The 17,093-nt window shown below is 43.2% G+C and carries 15 protein-coding genes; 12 read left to right on the forward strand and 3 right to left on the reverse strand.

What is annotated here, in order from left to right:
• Positions 1-15: 15 nt before the first annotated feature.
• The 6 genes from BP27_RS0103340 (at position 16) to BP27_RS15050 (ending at position 6,121) form a co-directional block, all read left to right on the forward strand.
• Positions 16-1,107 (forward strand): MlaE family ABC transporter permease, encoded by a 1,092-nt coding sequence (locus BP27_RS0103340; protein WP_036239275.1) that lies wholly within the window; start codon positions 16-18, stop codon positions 1,105-1,107.
• Position 1,108: 1 nt separating this feature from the next.
• The gene (locus BP27_RS15040) at positions 1,109-1,900 is read left to right on the forward strand and encodes an ABC transporter ATP-binding protein (protein ID WP_051610228.1); all 792 of its coding nucleotides are present in this window, start codon (positions 1,109-1,111) and stop codon (positions 1,898-1,900) included.
• Positions 1,897-2,748 (forward strand): MlaD family protein, encoded by an 852-nt coding sequence (locus BP27_RS16655; protein ID WP_027850342.1) that lies wholly within the window; start codon positions 1,897-1,899, stop codon positions 2,746-2,748. The genes BP27_RS15040 and BP27_RS16655 overlap by 4 nt, the downstream gene beginning before the upstream one ends.
• A 17-nt stretch (positions 2,749-2,765) precedes the next feature.
• Positions 2,766-3,380: an ABC-type transport auxiliary lipoprotein family protein gene (locus BP27_RS0103355; RefSeq protein ID WP_027850343.1), complete on the forward strand. Its 615-nt coding sequence runs from the start codon at positions 2,766-2,768 to the stop codon at positions 3,378-3,380.
• 108 nt (positions 3,381-3,488) lie between these two features.
• Positions 3,489-5,078: an ABC transporter permease gene (locus BP27_RS0103360; protein ID WP_051610230.1), complete on the forward strand. Its 1,590-nt coding sequence runs from the start codon at positions 3,489-3,491 to the stop codon at positions 5,076-5,078.
• Positions 5,075-6,121 carry an ABC transporter ATP-binding protein gene (locus tag BP27_RS15050; protein ID WP_036239278.1) on the forward strand — a complete coding sequence of 349 codons (1,047 nt, stop codon included), beginning with the start codon at positions 5,075-5,077 and terminating at the stop codon, positions 6,119-6,121. Before BP27_RS0103360 ends, BP27_RS15050 begins: the two co-directional genes overlap by 4 nt.
• On the opposite strand, the gene BP27_RS15055 is transcribed toward BP27_RS15050, so the two are convergent.
• Positions 6,081-6,692 (reverse strand): elongation factor P hydroxylase, encoded by a 612-nt coding sequence (locus BP27_RS15055; RefSeq protein WP_084324494.1) that lies wholly within the window; start codon positions 6,690-6,692, stop codon positions 6,081-6,083. The two genes, BP27_RS15050 and BP27_RS15055, sit on opposite strands and share 41 nt — an antisense overlap.
• A gap of 110 nt (positions 6,693-6,802) precedes the next feature.
• On the opposite strand from BP27_RS15055, the gene BP27_RS0103375 reads away from it, so the two are divergent.
• From BP27_RS0103375 to lexA, 3 genes are all read left to right on the forward strand, one after another.
• Positions 6,803-8,152 carry an MATE family efflux transporter gene (locus BP27_RS0103375; protein ID WP_027850345.1) on the forward strand — a complete coding sequence of 450 codons (1,350 nt, stop codon included), beginning with the start codon at positions 6,803-6,805 and terminating at the stop codon, positions 8,150-8,152.
• Positions 8,153-8,163: 11 nt separating this feature from the next.
• Positions 8,164-8,874 (forward strand): SIMPL domain-containing protein, encoded by a 711-nt coding sequence (locus tag BP27_RS0103380; RefSeq protein ID WP_027850346.1) that lies wholly within the window; start codon positions 8,164-8,166, stop codon positions 8,872-8,874.
• 141 nt (positions 8,875-9,015) lie between these two features.
• A complete protein-coding gene (gene lexA / locus BP27_RS0103385; RefSeq protein WP_027850347.1) occupies positions 9,016-9,675 on the forward strand; it encodes a transcriptional repressor LexA in 660 nt (219 codons plus the stop codon).
• 53 nt (positions 9,676-9,728) lie between these two features.
• On the opposite strand, the gene topA is transcribed toward lexA, so the two are convergent.
• Positions 9,729-12,392 carry a type I DNA topoisomerase gene (gene topA / locus BP27_RS15060; RefSeq protein WP_036239280.1) on the reverse strand — a complete coding sequence of 888 codons (2,664 nt, stop codon included), beginning with the start codon at positions 12,390-12,392 and terminating at the stop codon, positions 9,729-9,731.
• A gap of 188 nt (positions 12,393-12,580) precedes the next feature.
• On the opposite strand from topA, the gene BP27_RS0103395 reads away from it, so the two are divergent.
• Positions 12,581-13,117 carry a hypothetical protein gene (locus BP27_RS0103395; RefSeq protein ID WP_150112016.1) on the forward strand — a complete coding sequence of 179 codons (537 nt, stop codon included), beginning with the start codon at positions 12,581-12,583 and terminating at the stop codon, positions 13,115-13,117.
• A 6-nt stretch (positions 13,118-13,123) separates the two neighbouring features.
• On the opposite strand, the gene BP27_RS0103400 is transcribed toward BP27_RS0103395, so the two are convergent.
• Positions 13,124-13,378 (reverse strand): DUF1289 domain-containing protein, encoded by a 255-nt coding sequence (locus BP27_RS0103400; RefSeq protein ID WP_027850349.1) that lies wholly within the window; start codon positions 13,376-13,378, stop codon positions 13,124-13,126.
• Positions 13,379-13,669: 291 nt separating this feature from the next.
• On the opposite strand from BP27_RS0103400, the gene nrdA reads away from it, so the two are divergent.
• A complete protein-coding gene (gene nrdA, locus BP27_RS0103405; protein ID WP_027850350.1) occupies positions 13,670-15,946 on the forward strand; it encodes a class 1a ribonucleoside-diphosphate reductase subunit alpha in 2,277 nt (758 codons plus the stop codon).
• A 12-nt stretch (positions 15,947-15,958) separates the two neighbouring features.
• Positions 15,959-17,092 carry a class Ia ribonucleoside-diphosphate reductase subunit beta gene (nrdB, locus tag BP27_RS0103410; RefSeq protein ID WP_027850351.1) on the forward strand — a complete coding sequence of 378 codons (1,134 nt, stop codon included), beginning with the start codon at positions 15,959-15,961 and terminating at the stop codon, positions 17,090-17,092.
• The last annotated feature ends 1 nt before the right edge of the window (position 17,093 follow it).

Consider the following 17,093-nt stretch of genomic DNA (forward strand, 5'->3'; position numbering starts at 1 on the left):
TTTTTTGGAGTAGCTATGCAAGAGCAAAGGCAACAACCTAGCCTTTCACTAATTGATGGTAACTACTTACTTTATGGCGATTGGACTACGGCTTATTTAAAGCAGTGGCTCGATCTCCAACCATCGATTGCTGCCTACTCAAAAGAACTTAAAATCGTAACACTAGCCATGGACACTAACGGAGCCATGGCTTTTTTACACATTTTTGGCAAACAAGCTAGCAACTGGCCTGAAGGTTTAACTCCAACACAGCAACAACTACTGCGTCTGGTACTAAAGGAAGGCGAAGAGTCTATTCCAGAGCCTAAAAGCCCAAACTGGTTAGCAGACCTTGGCTTTAGATTTAGTCAGTTTTGGGGGCATGCTAACCAACTGTTAAACTTTATAGGTCAACTCTTTACTGCCTTTTACACCCTGCTATGCAACCCTCGCCAATTCAAACCTAAGCTTTTGTTCGATGTCATCCAACGCGATGGCTTGCATGCTGTACCCATTATTGCACTGCTAGCTTTCTTGCTAGGTGCTGTTATCGCTTGGCAAGGAGGTTTACAACTAAAAACCTACGGGGCCAATGTATTTATTGTTGAATTAGTAGCCCTTACCCACCTAAGAGAGTTAGGCCCATTAATTACTGCTATTTTGGTGGCTGGGCGTTCGGGTTCAGCCTACGCTGCACAGCTGGCTACCATGAATATCAACCAAGAAATTCTAGCCTTACGCAGTCTGGGACAAAACCCTTTTGACTGGTTAATTTTACCTAAACTACTAGGTTTAATTATTACCCTTCCATTATTAACACTCCTGGCCGATTTAACTGGTTTGCTCGGTGGTAGTTTAGTTGCTCACCTACAACTAGAAATTAGTCCCACTCTTTTCTGGCAAAGGCTTAGCCAAGAAGTTAGCGTTAGCCATTTTTTTATTGGCATGATTAAAGCACCTGTGTTTGCCATTGTGATTGTCAGCGTAGGTTGTATGCAAGGCATGCTAGCCAGTGGAGGCGCAGATGCTGTCGGGGAAAGAACAACCCGCAGCGTAGTTCAAGCTATATTTTTAGTCATCATTATTGATGCTGTTTTTTCAGTTATTTTCAGTAATACAGGCTGGTAAAATGCAAAGCCCTAACCTACCCCTTGTTGAACTTAAAAACATTACCACCCAGTTTGGTAGCCAAGTTGTACACCAAAACTTAAATTTAAAAATTAACCGTGGTGAGCGTTTGGCACTGGTCGGTGGTAGCGGTAGTGGTAAGTCAGTGCTCTTAAGCGAGATAGCACTTTTAAAAACACCCCAAGCAGGCAGCGTCACTTTATTTGGACAAGCTACAGATCAGCTTTCTACCAACCACTTGATTCAACTAAGAAAAAAAATGGGCATTATGTTTCAACAGGGTGCTATGTTTACTAGCTTAAACCTGCTTGAAAACATTATGCTGCCCCTAAGAGAACACCAGCGCCTACCCGAAAGCTTTATAAAAGAGCTAGCCATGCTAAAAATAAAGCTCGTTGGCCTAGCAGCCAGTGCAGCAACTAAGTTACCCCAAGAATTAAGTGGCGGCATGCTGAAACGTGCCGCCGTTGCACGCGCCCTAGCCCTAGACCCTAACCTGTTATTGTTAGATGAACCCACTGCAGGTTTAGACCCAGCCAGCGCCAGCGATTTTGATGATATGCTACTGGAATTACATGCCACTCTAGACTTAACACTTATTCTAGTAACCCATGATTTAGATTCACTGTGGCGAGTTAGTAATCAAGTCGCTTTTTTAGGAGACAAACAGGTGTTAAGTAAAGCACCCATGGAAAAACTAACGGTCAATAGCCATCCAGTCATTAAGCATTACTTTGCTAACACCCGTGCTGCTGGTGCACGCACACGCGGTATAGGAGTTAACCAAGGATGAACCCAAAAATTAACTACACTCTTGTAGGTGGCTTTGTTGTTCTGCTTATATTAGCTGGGCTATTTTTTATAGGCTATATGACGCAAGACAGCCGCAATACAGACCGAGTAGCCTATGTCACCTACTTTTATGATTCAGTTTCTGGCTTAAATGAACGTGCAGCAGTGAAGTACCGTGGTGTTCCAGTTGGTTATGTAGAAAAAATTAGCCTAGTGAATGACCCTGAAGAAAGAGTCAAGCTATCACTACGTTTAGACAACGACCTACCCATCCGAAAAAGTACTTTTGCTACCCTACAATTCCAAGGTATCACCGGGCTGTTATTTATTGATCTACATACTAGCGACACTCAGGGAGAAAGGCTTGAAACTAGCGAAAAGCAGCCTGCAACAATTGCCAGTCAAAGCTCTCGCCTAGGTGAAATTACTGAAAAAGTTGATGTGGCTCTACAGAATTTTAATCAACTCACTAAATCACTGAATCAGCTAACCGATCAGCTAAGTGTTTTAACCAATCAACGCATGCAGCAGCAAGTAAGCAGCCTGCTCACTTCTTTAGAACAACTAAGCAATACAGCAGAAGAACGCATCAGCGCTTTTGAACCCCAAGTATTTAACCAGCTAGCCCATGATTTTTCTGACAGCACAAAAGAATTACAAGCAAGCTTAACTCAAGAACTGCAGTTGATGAGCCAACAGTTACAAAATTTGAGTGAAGATACGCAAACCAGTGCTCGACTACTCAGCCCATTACTTTTACAAGCTGAAAACCTTGCAGAACAACTAAGACTTGAAAGCAACACCTGGATACGTAGCAATCAAACCCAACCTGCTGGCCCAGGCGAATAGGCTACAAGGAGAGCAGTATGCGTTATTTTTTTTCCCTAGTATTAACCGGCTGGTTATTAACGGGTTGTACTGATAGCTTGTTAGTTCCCCAGCCAGAAACAGCACCTCAGCAATGGCTACTCAAAACACTTCCTAGCCCACCAGACACATTAACCAACCAGCCAATGAGTTTAGGTATTTCTTTAGCTGTTGAACGCCCCACCGCACCAGCCCCCTTGCGCACAAGAGAAATTTGGTATCGTAGCCAAGAACACCAACTATCACCCTTTGGTAAACAAAGGTGGGCAGAAAGCTTAGACCAACAAGTTCAGCAGCTTATAAGTAATTTTTTGGGCCAGCAGTCATGGTTAGAAACCAGCCTAGTTGACCAGCCTGGTTACCGTTCAACTTATCGCTTACGCATCACCCTGCAAGAATGGTATTTAAATACAGCCAAACAGCAGCTAGATATAGCAATTCAAATTAACCTGCTAGATGCACAGGGCAATAATCTTTTGCAACACCAATGGAATGCTCAGCCACAAGTAACAGAATTAACCACCGCAGCTCTGCTAGCTACCAGCCAAGCCTGGTTAGATCATTGGGCTATAGAAGTCAGTGATTTACTGTATGAACAACTCAAGTCGCCTTGATTAAAATCAAACGACAGCCAGATGGCTGAGTATAATTATCATTTACCAAACTAGCTAAATATGCTATTTTCAAACTAATATTTCCTAGTTAACAATGGCTTACACCCTATGTCTGCACCTTTTGCGACTTACATTTATAGAGCTTGGGGACAAAGGCCACCTTTTTATATTTTAATACCCTCTGTGGTCATTGCGTTTGCCATGGTGGTGCCTTTGTTTTACTTGGGCTTAAGGGCTTTTCAGGCAGACCCTGCCATGTTGCGGGAGCTGGTTTTTCGGCCGCGTAATTTAGAGCTACTTAGCAACACACTCAAACTGACGCTGGGGGTGCTATTAGTGACCACGCTTATGGCCTTGCCTACGGCTTGGTTAGTAACGCGCACTGATATTCGCTATAAAAAAGCCATCACCCTCTTGTCTGTTGTACCCCTTGCAGTACCCGGTTATGTCATGGCCTATGCACTACTAGGTTTAGGTGGACACTATGGTATTTTTGCTCAACTATTTGACTGGCAACTACCACGCGTTAGCGGTTACTCGGGCGCAGTCTTTGCTTTAGCTTTTTACACCTTTCCCTATTTATTTTTAAACCTAAGGGCTGCCCTACTTGGGTTAGATAGAAGCTTAGAAGAAAGCGCACAATCTTTAGGTTACTCACCTACACAAATCTTTTTTAAGGTGCTTTTACCTCACCTAGCCCCTGCACTCATGGCGGGTTGGTTGGTTATTGGCTTGTATGTTATGGGTGATTTTGGAGCCGTCGCTTTAATGCGTTATGACGCTTTTAGCTATGCTATTTTCACCCAGTACTCAGGAGCTTTTGATCGAGTCTATGCCGCTTGGCTGTCACTTATGCTACTCGCCTTAGCGGGTAGTTTTGTATTGATGGAAACCCTAGTTAAACGTAAGCGACTTGCTAGCGTAGGTAGCGGTATAGCTCGCTCTAAAGCAGCCTCTAAACTTGGCTGGAAGGTCATTCCTGCTTGGGTTTATTTAGCTATAGTTTTCCTCTGTTCTTCAGGCTTACCCTTAATGATTTTGGCCTATTGGTTAATTTTAGCTCCACCTGACTTAAGCTTTTTCTTAGCCGTACCTGCTACCTTTTTACGCTCTGCTATGGCTGCCTTTCCTGCTGCAATTTTAGCGGCTGGCTTTGCTTTACCTGTAGCCTACTTATTGGTGCGCTACCCTTCACGCATTTCTACTGCTATAGAACGCTCCACCTACATAGGCTATGCACTACCACCTTTAACGCTTGCTTTAGCTATGGTGTTCTTTTCTTTAAATACCGCTTTCTTCCTTTACCAAACCCTAGCCTTACTAATTATTACCTGGGCTTTAGCTAGCCTAGCCTTGGCTATGGGCCCAATACGCAGCGCCCTCTTACAAACCCGATCTAATTTAGAAGAAGCTTCCTTCTCTTTAGGTCATGGGCCCATCACTACTTTTTGGCAGGTTGTCTTCCCACGTTTAAATCGAGGCATTTTAGCTGCCATTACTTTAGTTTTTCTCTTTTGTATGAAAGAGTTACCTATAACCTTCTTATTAGCTCCTACAGGTTATACTACCCTTGCCGTAACAGTGTTTAGCCGTACATCTGAAGGCCTAATGGCTGAAGCGGCACCTTTTGCAGCGGCAATTGTTATTTTTTCCAGCCTCTCAGTAGGCATGGTTCTCAATCGCGAGAGCAAAAAATGAACAGAGTCACTTCCCAGTCAGCGACTGAACCTTTAATGCGCGTTGAAGGTTTAAGCAAACGTTACAACCTAGCTGATGATCTAGCAGTTGATCAGGTTAGCTTTGAACTCCAGTCAGGTGAAATTTTAGCCCTGCTTGGCCCTAGTGGTTGTGGTAAAACTACCACCCTCAGAATGCTGGCAGGTTTTGAGCACCCTAATGCTGGGCGCATTTATTTACACAACCAAGATGTGACTGAGCTTCCACCACAGAAGCGCAATATAGGTATAGTTTTTCAAGATTATGCGCTTTTTCCGCACATGACTTTATTGCGCAATGTTACCTTTGCTATGCGCCATGTGCCTAAAGAGGAACTAACCGCTAAAGCTATGGAATGGTTAAAGCTAGTGGGCTTAACTGACTACGCAAAGCGTTATCCGCATGAGCTTTCGGGTGGTCAACAACAACGTGTTGCTCTAGCCAGAACACTGGCAGCAGAACCCGAGCTGGTTTTGTTAGACGAACCTTTTTCTAACCTAGATGCTGCTTTGCGTGAAACCACCCGCAAAGAAATGCGTGAGCTTTTTAAAAAGGCTGGCACATCGGTTATTTTAGTAACCCACGACCAAGCTGAAGCTATGACCTTTGCCGACAAAGTGGGTGTCATGCAACAGGGTAAGCTTATTCAATTAGATACCCCACAAGAAGTTTACCAGAACCCAGCTACCGCTTTTGTTGCCAAATTTTTAGGGCACACTAACTTGTTACATGGCCAGGCTTGTGGAAACTTAGCCCACACCCCGCTAGGCACTATTAACCTAAACAATACTTTTGAAGGTGAGGTGCATTTATCTTTACGACCAGAAAACCTAACCCTAACAGCCTGCAACAACCCTAAAGCAGCCAAGGTAATTGACCGTCAATTCCGTGGCCATGACTACCTTTATGTGTTGGAACAAGATGGTTTACAGTATTGTGCCATTACGCCTAGCCATAATTACTTTGAGCTTGATAGCCACGTTGCTATTCAAAGTGCTCGCTGTGCTTCAATTCTTCCAGACTAGCTTCTAGCCAAGCAATGCGCTCAGTTAAAGTTTTATAAGCATCTAACTGCCAACTAGCAAAGGGGTTTTGCCAAGCTTTACACAAGGCATCAAAAAACTGCTGGGCTCTACCCGCTAATTGACCCTTAAATAACAACTGCAAAGTTAAGCGGTGAACATTTAATTCAAAGCTATAAGTTGCACCCGGCTGACCCGTTAAATTGTCGGCACTGATATTAAATTTTCTTCCCGCTGCTAAAGTAAAGCACTGCTCATAAGCTTGAGGACGCACCTCTACTTTTTCAAAGGCACGTTGTTGGGTAGGGTTCCGACCATCGGGCACATACCAATAGCCAAAATCTTCTAATAAACGTCTTTCTGCGCCTGCAACACACCAATGGGCTATTTCATGTAAACCACTTGAAAAGAAACCCCTAGCAAAAACAATTTGGTTAACGGTTCCTGTTCTACTGGCAGGTAGGTAAACTGGCTCGTCACCACCCCTGACCAAACGTGTTTGATGGCTGGCATAAAAAGTCTGCTCAAACACAGCAATTAGCTTTTCACAGGATTGGTACTCTGAATCAAACATGGTGTTCCCAAATAGAAAAAGTTAATACTACACTCGATTTCACTCGTCATTCAGCAATTGATTAGTAAAATCCGTTAAAATAGTCTTTTATCATTTAAGGCATAAAAAGCATGTCTCTGGCAATTTTCAAACAGCATAACAAACCCCTTCTTCTTCTTGCTTTACCCCTTTTAGGTGCTCACTTAGCACAAACAGGGATGAGTGTAGCAGACACCATTATGGCCGGCCGTTTAAGCGCTGTAGACCTAGCCGCCGTTGCTGTTGGCTCTAGTGTTTTTATGCCTTTATTATTACTTTTGTTTGGCACGCTCATGGCAACTACACCCTTAGTTGCTCAGGCTAATGGTGCTGGTAATACCAGTATTCTATCAAGAACCATACAACAAGCTGGCTGGACGTCATTACTGGTTATCTTACCTATCGCCTTAATTTTATATTCTAGCCGTGCGATTTTCGATTTTATGTCGGTAACGCCACCTGTTGCAGCTTTAGGCGCTGCCTACCTTAAAGCCATTGCTTGGGGCTTACCAGCAGTGGCAGTATTTCAGGTATTACGTTGTATGTGTGAAGGGCTTAACCATGCCCGCCCTGTACTGTTAATTAGTGTGGCAGGCCTACTGCTGAACATTCCTTTAAACTACGTTTTAATCTATGGTGAACTGGGCTTTCCTAAACTAGGAGCGGTCGGTTGTGGTTATGCTACAGCCATGAGTTTTTGGTTTATGGCGGCACTTTTAGGGCTTTATGTTCACTTTGAAAAACACTACCGAAACTTTGCTATTTTTAATGTATTTCATGGCCCTAGCCTAAAAGAGATAGCAGCAATTCTTTGGTTAGGTTTACCTATTGGTTTATCTATTTTTGTTGAAGCTTCACTCTTTACTGTCATCACCCTTTTTATAGGTGAAATGGGGCGTTTTACAGTTGCAGGCCACCAGGTCGCCCTTAACTTTACGGGCTTATTATTTATGGTGCCACTAAGCCTAGGTTTAGCCTTAACTGTAAAAGTAGGCCATGCCGTAGGTGCTAAGCGCCTAGCAGAAGCAAGAGAGATTGCTTTTTATGGTATAGGTTTAGCCTTTTTAGTAGCACTGGTATCTTCGCTATTTATGTGGATTGCCGCAGACTGGGTCGTCAAACTCTATTCTCCTAATCAGCAAGTGCAACTTCTTGCAGCCAGTCTTATCCAATTGGCTGTGTGGTATCAAATTTCTGATGCGATTCAAATTAATGCAGCGGGCGCCTTACGTGGTTATAAAGACACGCGCATTATTATGTTAATTACTCTATTTTCTTATTGGATGATAGGTTTAGCTGGTGGCTGGTGGTTAGCCATGACTGATAATTTTTGGGGTGCACAAGGTGTATATGGCTTTTGGTATGGCCTAATAGCTGGACTAAGTGTTGCAGCTGCAATTCTTATGTGGCGCTTAAATTACACCAGTCGTGTTCACCCCTAACGGAGACTTTTATGAACTTAATTAAACAACCTAAATTATTGATAGGTTTGTTACTGCTTGCTTTAAGTAGCAGCCTATTCGCCCAAGGTTGGGCACCCACGCCTCACTTACAGGTAGAGAGTGAAGCACGAATTAGCCTTGATGCTGATCTAGTAGATATTCATGCAAGTTTTAGTGCCGAAAATCAAGATTCTCAATTAGCCATTCAAACCCTAGAGCAAGATTTTCGCTTGTTATTGCGTGACTTAAAACGACACCTACCCCAAGCTTCACAATTAGAAGCAGGGCAAATTTCTATTCAACCTCGCCGAACGCAACGTAATGACACTTGGCAAATTACCGGTTACACAGCGAGTAGAAATTTAAAGCTGATTGATTTACCTGTAGAAGAAGCTGGAGAATGGATAGAAAAAATAACCCAAGCCAAACCTCACCAACTAGGACCTATGAACTATCACTCTAGTCAAGCCAGTAAAAGCCGTAACCCTGCACTAGAAGCGGCCTTGAAAGATGCGCAAGACAAAGCAGTTTTAATGGCTAATAGCTTAGGTCAAAACCTAGGTCGTGCTCTACAAATACAAGAAATATCGAGCCCAGGCGTTCAATCACAGAAACTAATGATGATGGCCGACTCAGCGGTTAGATCGGCTGCGCCAGAGCTAGTGGCAGGTCAGGTAGAAGCCACTGCGCGGGTCAGGGTGATTTTTGAGTTATTAAACTAACAACTCCAACCTTTAATTTTACAATAAAAGTTTACTTTGCATTCAAAGGTTTACCTCCTAGCCAGCAACCTCTACAATACTGTATAGAAAACTAGTGCTGGTTAGCTAGCCAGCTGTGCATTTATTCAATTAGAGGTTGCCATGTTAAAACTCACTAAACGCCAGCAAGAGGTGTTAGACATTGTAAAACGCGCTATGCGCGATAAAGGCATGCCACCAACCCGAGCAGAAATTGCCAAAATTTTAGGTTTTAAATCTGCCAACGCAGCTGAAGAACACTTAAAAGCCCTAGCTAAAAAAGGTGCTATTGAAATTTTAGCTGGTACCTCTCGTGGCATTCGTATTCTTAATGATGAAACCAGTGTAAAAAGTAGCGAGGGTTATCAAGAAGAAGCCGACCTAGGTTTACCTGTTTTAGGTCAGGTAGCTGCTGGTAGCCCGGTATTAGCCTCTGAGAACATTGCCTTTCACTTAAAAGTAGACCCTAACTCTTTTCGTAAAAAGGCTGACTACCTATTAAAGGTTAAAGGCCTAAGCATGAAAGATATAGGCATTATGGAAGGTGACCTGCTGGCAGTACACCGCACTAACGATACGCCTCGTAATGGCCAGCTAGTTGTGGCAAGAATTCAAGATGAAGTGACAGTCAAACGCTTTAAAAAAGAAGGTCATTGGGTTTGGTTATTGCCAGAAAATGCAGACTTTGAACCCATTAAAGTTGATTTAAGAGAAGAAACCTTAGTTATTGAAGGTTTAGCTGTGGGCTTAATTCGTGATGACCTCAATGCTACCTTCCATTAAAATCCCTCATTAAGTAACACATTAAAAACCCCGCTTAAAGCGGGGTTTTATGTTTATTTCTTAGCAGCTGCTTTTTTGGGTGCCGCTTTAGGCTTAGGTTTAGCCTTGGCCTTAGCTTTTGGCTTATCTTCAACAACCCACTTACCACCTTCATAAAAGGCTTTAAAACCAGTTGCCTTACCGTCTTTTTCTGCCTGCACAAACTGCTCTTTATTTTTGCGCGAATAACGTATCACCGTAGGGTTGCCCTCGGTATCGTATTCAGGCGCTTCCAATAAGTAATGGTGCTTAGGATCTATCTCTGCCTTGTGTGGCTTAATCTCATTCACCTGGGGTGGGCGGGTTTCACGCATCTTAGGAAACTGACTAGCCGCTAAGAAAACACCACTGGCACCATCACGCAATACATAATGGTCATCAACCTTTAAGCACTTTAGCTCAGGCATAGGCACAGGGTCCATCTTAGGTGGCGCTGCTTCTCCACTGCGTAACAACTTGCGAGTATTTTTACACTCACTATTGGTACAGCCAAAATACTTACCAAAACGGCCCGTTTTAAGCTGCATTTCATTGCCACACTTGTCACATTCTAAGGTTGGTCCTTCATAACCTTTTAAGCGGAAAGTTCCTTCTTCAACCTGGTAACCACCACAGTCTGGGCTGTTACCACAAACATGCAGCTTACGCTTTTCATCAATGATAAAGCTTTCCATCGCAGTACCACATTTTTGACAGCGACGCTTAGCTCTTAGCGCATTGGTTTCTGCTTGTTCATCATCGTCTTCACCCACAAATTCATCGGCTGAAACAAGGTTAATGGTTGTTTTGCAGCGTTCTTTAGGCGGTAAAGCATAGCCAGAACAACCTAAAAAAGTGCCCGTTGAAGCAATGCGTATTTGCATGTGACGACCACAGCTAGGGCAAGAAATATCAGTATCAACTGGCTGATTAGGGCGCATACCTTCGTTGGTATCTTGTGCCTTTTCTAGCTGTTTCTTAAAACCTGTATAAAACTTATCTAAAAGCGTTACCCACTTTTCTTCACCTTGGGCAACAGCATCAAGTGAGTCTTCCATACGCGCTGTAAAGCTAAAATCTAATAAGTCTTGGAAAGATTCAACCAAGCGGTCGGTAACAATATCGCCCATCTTTTCAGCATAAAAACGGCGATTTTCAACCTTGGCATAACCCCGGTCTTGAATGGTAGAAATAATAGCCGCATAGGTAGAAGGACGACCTATGCCCTGTTTTTCTAGCTCTTTAACCAAAGCCGCTTCAGTAAAACGTGCGGGTGGTTTAGTAAAGTGCTGACGTGGATCTAGGTTTTGTAGGTTTAGCTTTTCACCCACTTTTAAATCTGGCAATACCTGGTCTTCAGCCTGCTTGCCAGTAACTGGTTGAATACGTGTGAAACCATCGAACTTAAGTATCCGACCCTTAGCTTTTAATTCGTAGCCAGCTGCGCTTACTTTTAAACTGGTCGACAAATAACGTGCAGGAGGCATTTGGCAAGCCACAAACTGGCGCCAAATAAGCTCGTATAAACGCTGGGCATCACGCTCAATAGTAGAGCCTAGGTTTTTTCCTTGTACTTGCACACTAGAAGGGCGTATCGCCTCGTGGGCTTCTTGCGCTCCATCTTTACTGGAATAAACTTGGGGTGTTTCAGGTAAATAGTCTGAACCCAGCTCTTTGGCTATCCAATCACGGCAGTCTGCAACTGCATCTTGTGAAAGGTTAGTTGAGTCGGTACGCATATAGGTGATATGACCTGCTTCGTATAAACGCTGAGCTAGGGTCATGGTTTTCTTCACAGAGAAGCCTAAACGTGTACTGGCTGCCTGCTGCAAAGTAGAGGTAATAAAAGGTGCAGAAGGGCGACTACTCGTTGGTTTATCTTCACGGTCTGCAACCGTATAAGTTGCGGGTTGAAGCTCGGCTAAAGCCGCATCTGTTTCAGCTTTACTGTTTGGACGAAAAGCTTTACCAGCCTGCTTAGTAACCGCACAGGTTAAATCTATGGCTTTTTCATTTTGCAGGTGAGCAGTAACATCCCAATACTCTTCAGGAATAAACGCCCGAATTTCACGCTCACGCTCAACGATCAGACGCACAGCTACCGATTGTACCCGTCCAGCCGATAAACCTCGTGCTACTTTAGACCAAAGCAAGGGCGAAACCATATACCCCACTACCCTGTCTAAAAAGCGTCTAGCCTGCTGAGCATGTACCCGATTCATATCAAGCATGCTAGGCGATTCAAACGCTTGGGTAATGGCTTTTTTAGTAATTTCGTTAAACACTACACGGCGGTAACGAGAGTCATCACCACCCAAAGTTTCCCGCAGGTGCCAAGCAATGGCCTCCCCTTCGCGGTCCAAATCCGTTGCCAGATAAATCATGTCAGCATTTTTAGCTAGCTTTTTTAACTCATCAACAACTTTTTCTTTGCCGGGTAGAATTTCATAGTGAGCTGTCCAACCTTCTTCTGGATTTACACCCATGCGCTTAAACAGCTGTAACTGAGCCTTGCGCTTTTTCTCTTCAGGGCTCAACCCTTTAGTGCTAGTTCTAACAGTGGTGCTTTTGCCACTGCCGCTTACAGGCAAATCACGAATATGACCAACGCTAGACTTAACAATGTATTCATTGCCTAAGTATTTATTAATTGTTTTAGCTTTGGCCGGTGACTCGACGATGACCAGTGATTTACCCATTCCGCTTTATATCCCATTGACTTATATAGAAAAGCTTAAAATAACTCGTTAAAGGCTGACTACAGTAACCTAGAGCGTGCAAGGTTTCCAGCCTGCTTAAGTAAAAGGCTAAAAGTTAACTTGGCTAAAAGCTAGCAGTTTTTAAATTTACCCTGCTGGAAATAAACCTCAACCAGTGGTAAAACTAGTTGAAACACAAAACCTATCGAGTTGTTGATCTTATGAAAAAAATACTCTTCGCCCTTGCTCTTTCCTTATTATTACTAACTCAACCAGCTGTAGCTAAAGATAGTAGCACAGCCCAAATGCTGGTTGGCGAGTGGCGCTGCACCCAAAAACTAGAGCCAGAAGAAGGCTTAACCCTAACGGTTAACTATATTCAGCTTTTTACTGCCCAGCGCAACTTTACGCTAGATGGCAGCATGGAAATAGAATTTAATATGCCAGAAATGAAGCAGATGTTTGGTGGCGACACCCTCAACTACCTTTTTGAAGGCAGTGGTAGCTGGATAACTCAGCCTAAACGCCTAATTATAAAAACAGAAAACACCAATATGACACCCAACAGCCCACTTGCACAACAAATGCATGATGCTGGCATTATGGATATGAACGATCTACAAGAAATGCAAAGTGAAGATGAATTTATTATTAATAGTCTTAGCAAAAATTCACTTAAGCTAACTCACCTAGAAGAAGAATTTACTGCCGAGTGCACTCGCTAATAATACTTAAAATAAATTCGACTGTACTTCAGCTTCTTCCGTTAAACTTTCATCCTTTAAAGCCTGTGCTCTAGCACGCATTACCCGCAGCTTACGCTGCTGGCACAGGCGAACTACCTTGCGTTTATCTATAGCGCTCAACTTCAGCCAATAAAGACGCTCTTCTCGAGAACGAAAGCAACCTTTGCAATAGCCTCTATTGTTAACCTCACATACGCCTATGCAAGGACTAGGAATTTCAAAAAACTCTAGTTGCTGCATAATTACACCTATCAATATCAGCGTACAAAATAGTTAAAAAATCAACTTAAAATTTAGTTTTTTTTTAGCTTTTCCACTTGAAATTCTTTAAGAGCTGATAGCATCTAGCTTACAGAATAGAACAAAGTGAATGCAGCCACCTACAGACACCCATTTCACTTTCCCCACTCTATATCGCGCTTCACTTTAAAAAATAACACTATATAATGTGTTATCCAATATCAGAGCACATACATCAGCGCTCGGAAAACTTCAAGCCAAGTTACAAAAAAACACTCGAAGGACTTATCTATGACAGACTTTAATTCCATAAAAGTTACCAAGCGCGATGGTCGCCAAGAACCGATTGATTTAGACAAGATTCATCGAGTGCTTGACTGGGCTGCTATGGGTTTAAAAAATGTCTCCGTCTCGCAGGTAGAGCTCAAGTCGCACATTCAGTTCTACAACGGTATTCGTACTAAAGACATTCACGAAACCATTATTAAAGCAGCTGCCGACTTAATATCTGAAGACACTCCCGACTACCAATACCTAGCTGCACGCTTATCCGTTTTTCACCTACGCAAAATCGCTTATGGCAGGTTTACACCCCCCCATTTGTTTGATCAGGTCACCAAACTAACGCAAGAAAACCGTTATGACAGCCATATTCTGCGTGATTACGATCAAGCAGATTTTGATTCGCTCAACGACTACCTAGACCATAACCGTGACCTCAACTTCTCTTATGCTGCCATTAAACAGTTAGAAGGCAAATACCTAGTACAAAACCGCGTCACTAAAGAAGTCTATGAAAGCCCACAAATGCTCTACATGCTTATAGGTATGTGCTTGTTTGCTGACTACCCTAAGGCAACCCGCTTAGACTATGTTAAGCGTTTTTACGATGCTATCTCACTGTTTAAAATTTCACTACCCACGCCCATTATGGCCGGTGTTCGCACCCCTTCACGCCAGTTTAGTTCTTGCGTACTAATAGAATGTGATGACAGCCTAGATTCCATCAGCGCCACCACCTCTGCCATCGTTAAGTACGTTTCACTACGCGCAGGTATAGGTATCAATGCAGGGCGTATTCGTGCCATTGGCAGCCCTATTCGTGGTGGTGAAGCACAGCACACAGGCTGCATTCCCTTCTTCAAACTCTTCCAGGCAGCAGTTAAGTCTTGCTCACAAGGTGGTGTGCGCGGTGGTGCAGCCACACTTTTCTACCCTATGTGGCATTTAGAAGTCGAATCACTTCTAGTGTTAAAAAATAACCGCGGCGTTGAAGAAAACCGAGTTCGTCACATGGACTATGGTGTTCAGCTCAACAAGCTGATGTATCAGCGTCTCATTAAAAATGGCAATATCACGCTTTTCTCACCCCATGAAGTGCCTGGTCTTTACGATGCTTTCTTTGAAGACCAAGATGAGTTTGAGCGCCTTTATGTGCAATACGAACAAGATAAAAATATAACCAAACGCAGCCTACCAGCTAGCGAACTCTTTTCATTAATGATGCAAGAGCGTGCCAGCACAGGGCGTATTTATATTCAGAACGTCGACCACTGCAATACGCACAGTCCGTTTGACCCACGCGTTGCACCTATACGCCAGTCTAACCTCTGCTTAGAAATTGCTTTACCCACTAGCCCGTTAAACAACATTAACGACGCTGATAAAGAAATTGCTCTATGTACCTTATCTGCCTTCAACTTAGGTGCATTAGAAAGCCTAGACGAACTAGAAGAATTAGCTGACCTAACGGTACGTGCGCTAGATTCACTACTCACCTACCAAGACTACCCCATTGAAGCAGCGCGTAATGCCACTATGAAGCGCCGCACCTTGGGTGTAGGTGTTATTAACTTTGCCTACTACCTAGCTAAAAACGGCCTTAAGTATTCAGACGGTTCAGCCAATGCGCTCACCCACAAAACCTTTGAAGCCATTCAGTATTACCTACTAAAAGCTTCCAACAACCTGTCTAAAGAATTTGGCCCTTGTACTGCGTTTAATGAAACCACCTATGCGCAAGGCATCTTACCTATAGATACCTACAAAAAAGATTTAGATAACATTTGCCAAGAACCCCTGCATTTAGACTGGGAAACATTACGTGCCGATATAGTTAAACATGGCCTGCGTAACTCGACCCTGTCTTCGTTAATGCCTTCAGAAACCTCTAGCCAAATTTCTAATGCTACCAATGGTATAGAACCACCGCGTGGCCTAGTTACCATTAAGCAGTCTAAAGACGGCATTCTTAAACAAGTAGTACCAGGCTATGAAGAGCTAAAAGATAACTACGAACTACTATGGAGCATGCCTAACAACGAAGGGTATTTACACCTAGTGGGCATCATGCAAAAGTTTGTAGACCAGGCCATTTCAGCCAACACCAACTACGACCCCCAGCGCTTTGAAGGTGGTCGTGTACCTATGCAGCAACTATTAAAAGACCTATTAACTGCCTATAAATTTGGTTTAAAAACACTCTATTACCAAAACACGCGCGATGGTGCAGATGATAGCCAAAGCGATATAGATGATGATTGTGCTGGCGGTGCCTGCAAGATTTAAGGGTAAAAAATAATGAAATACAGTACTTTTTCACTAGCTGATAATGATCAACTCAAAGAACCTATGTTTTTTGGGCGACCTGTTAATGTTGCTCGTTACGACCAACAAAAATACCCCATTTTTGAAAAGCTCATTGAAAAGCAGCTTTCATTTTTCTGGCGACCAGAAGAAGTCGACGTGTCACAAGACAGAAGTGATTACCGCAATTTGCCAGAGCATGAAAAGCATATTTTCATTAGTAATCTAAAATACCAAACACTTTTAGATTCTATTCAAGGTCGCAGCCCTAACGTAGCTTTTTTACCGCTAGTGTCTATACCCGAGCTAGAAACCTGGATAGAAACTTGGTCTTTCTCAGAAACTATCCACTCACGCTCTTATACACACATTATTCGTAATATAGTGAATGACCCAGCCGTGGTTTTTGACGACATTATGCGTAACCAGCATATAATTGAACGTGCAACTGACATATCCAAACATTACGACGATTTAATTCAATACACCCTGCTTTACACCAAGCTAGGTGCAGGCACGCATACAGTTAACGGCGAAACGCATCAAGTTAATTTATTTGAGCTAAAGCGTAAACTTTATCTGTGCATGATGAGCGTTAACGTACTAGAAGCCATACGCTTTTATGTTAGTTTTGCTTGCTCTTTTGCCTTTGCAGAACGCCGTTTAATGGAAGGTAATGCCAAAATTATTCGCCTAATTGCCCGTGATGAAGCCCTGCACCTAACCGGTACACAGCACATCATTAATATTATGCAAGAAGGCAAAGATGACCCAGAAATGGCTGAAGTAGCCCGCTCTTGTCGCGAAGAAAGCATTGAAATTTTTAGGCATGCTGCTCAGCAAGAAAAAGAATGGGCCGAATACCTTTTCAGAGACGGCTCTATGATTGGCCTTAATAAAGGCATTTTAGACCAATACATTGAATACATTACTAACCACCGTATGGATGCTGTTGGCCTAGAGCCCATTTTTGAAAAAGCTACCCAAAACCCCATTCCTTGGATAAACGCTTGGCTAGTTTCTGACAATGTGCAAGTTGCCCCCCAAGAAGTAGAAGTAAGCTCTTACTTAGTTGGGCAAATTGACTCTGAAATATCCGCCGATGATTTAGGCGATTTTGAGCTGTAAT

It is taken from the genome of Marinospirillum insulare DSM 21763 (assembly GCF_000686905.1).
GTDB lineage: Bacteria > Pseudomonadota > Gammaproteobacteria > Pseudomonadales > Halomonadaceae > Marinospirillum > Marinospirillum insulare.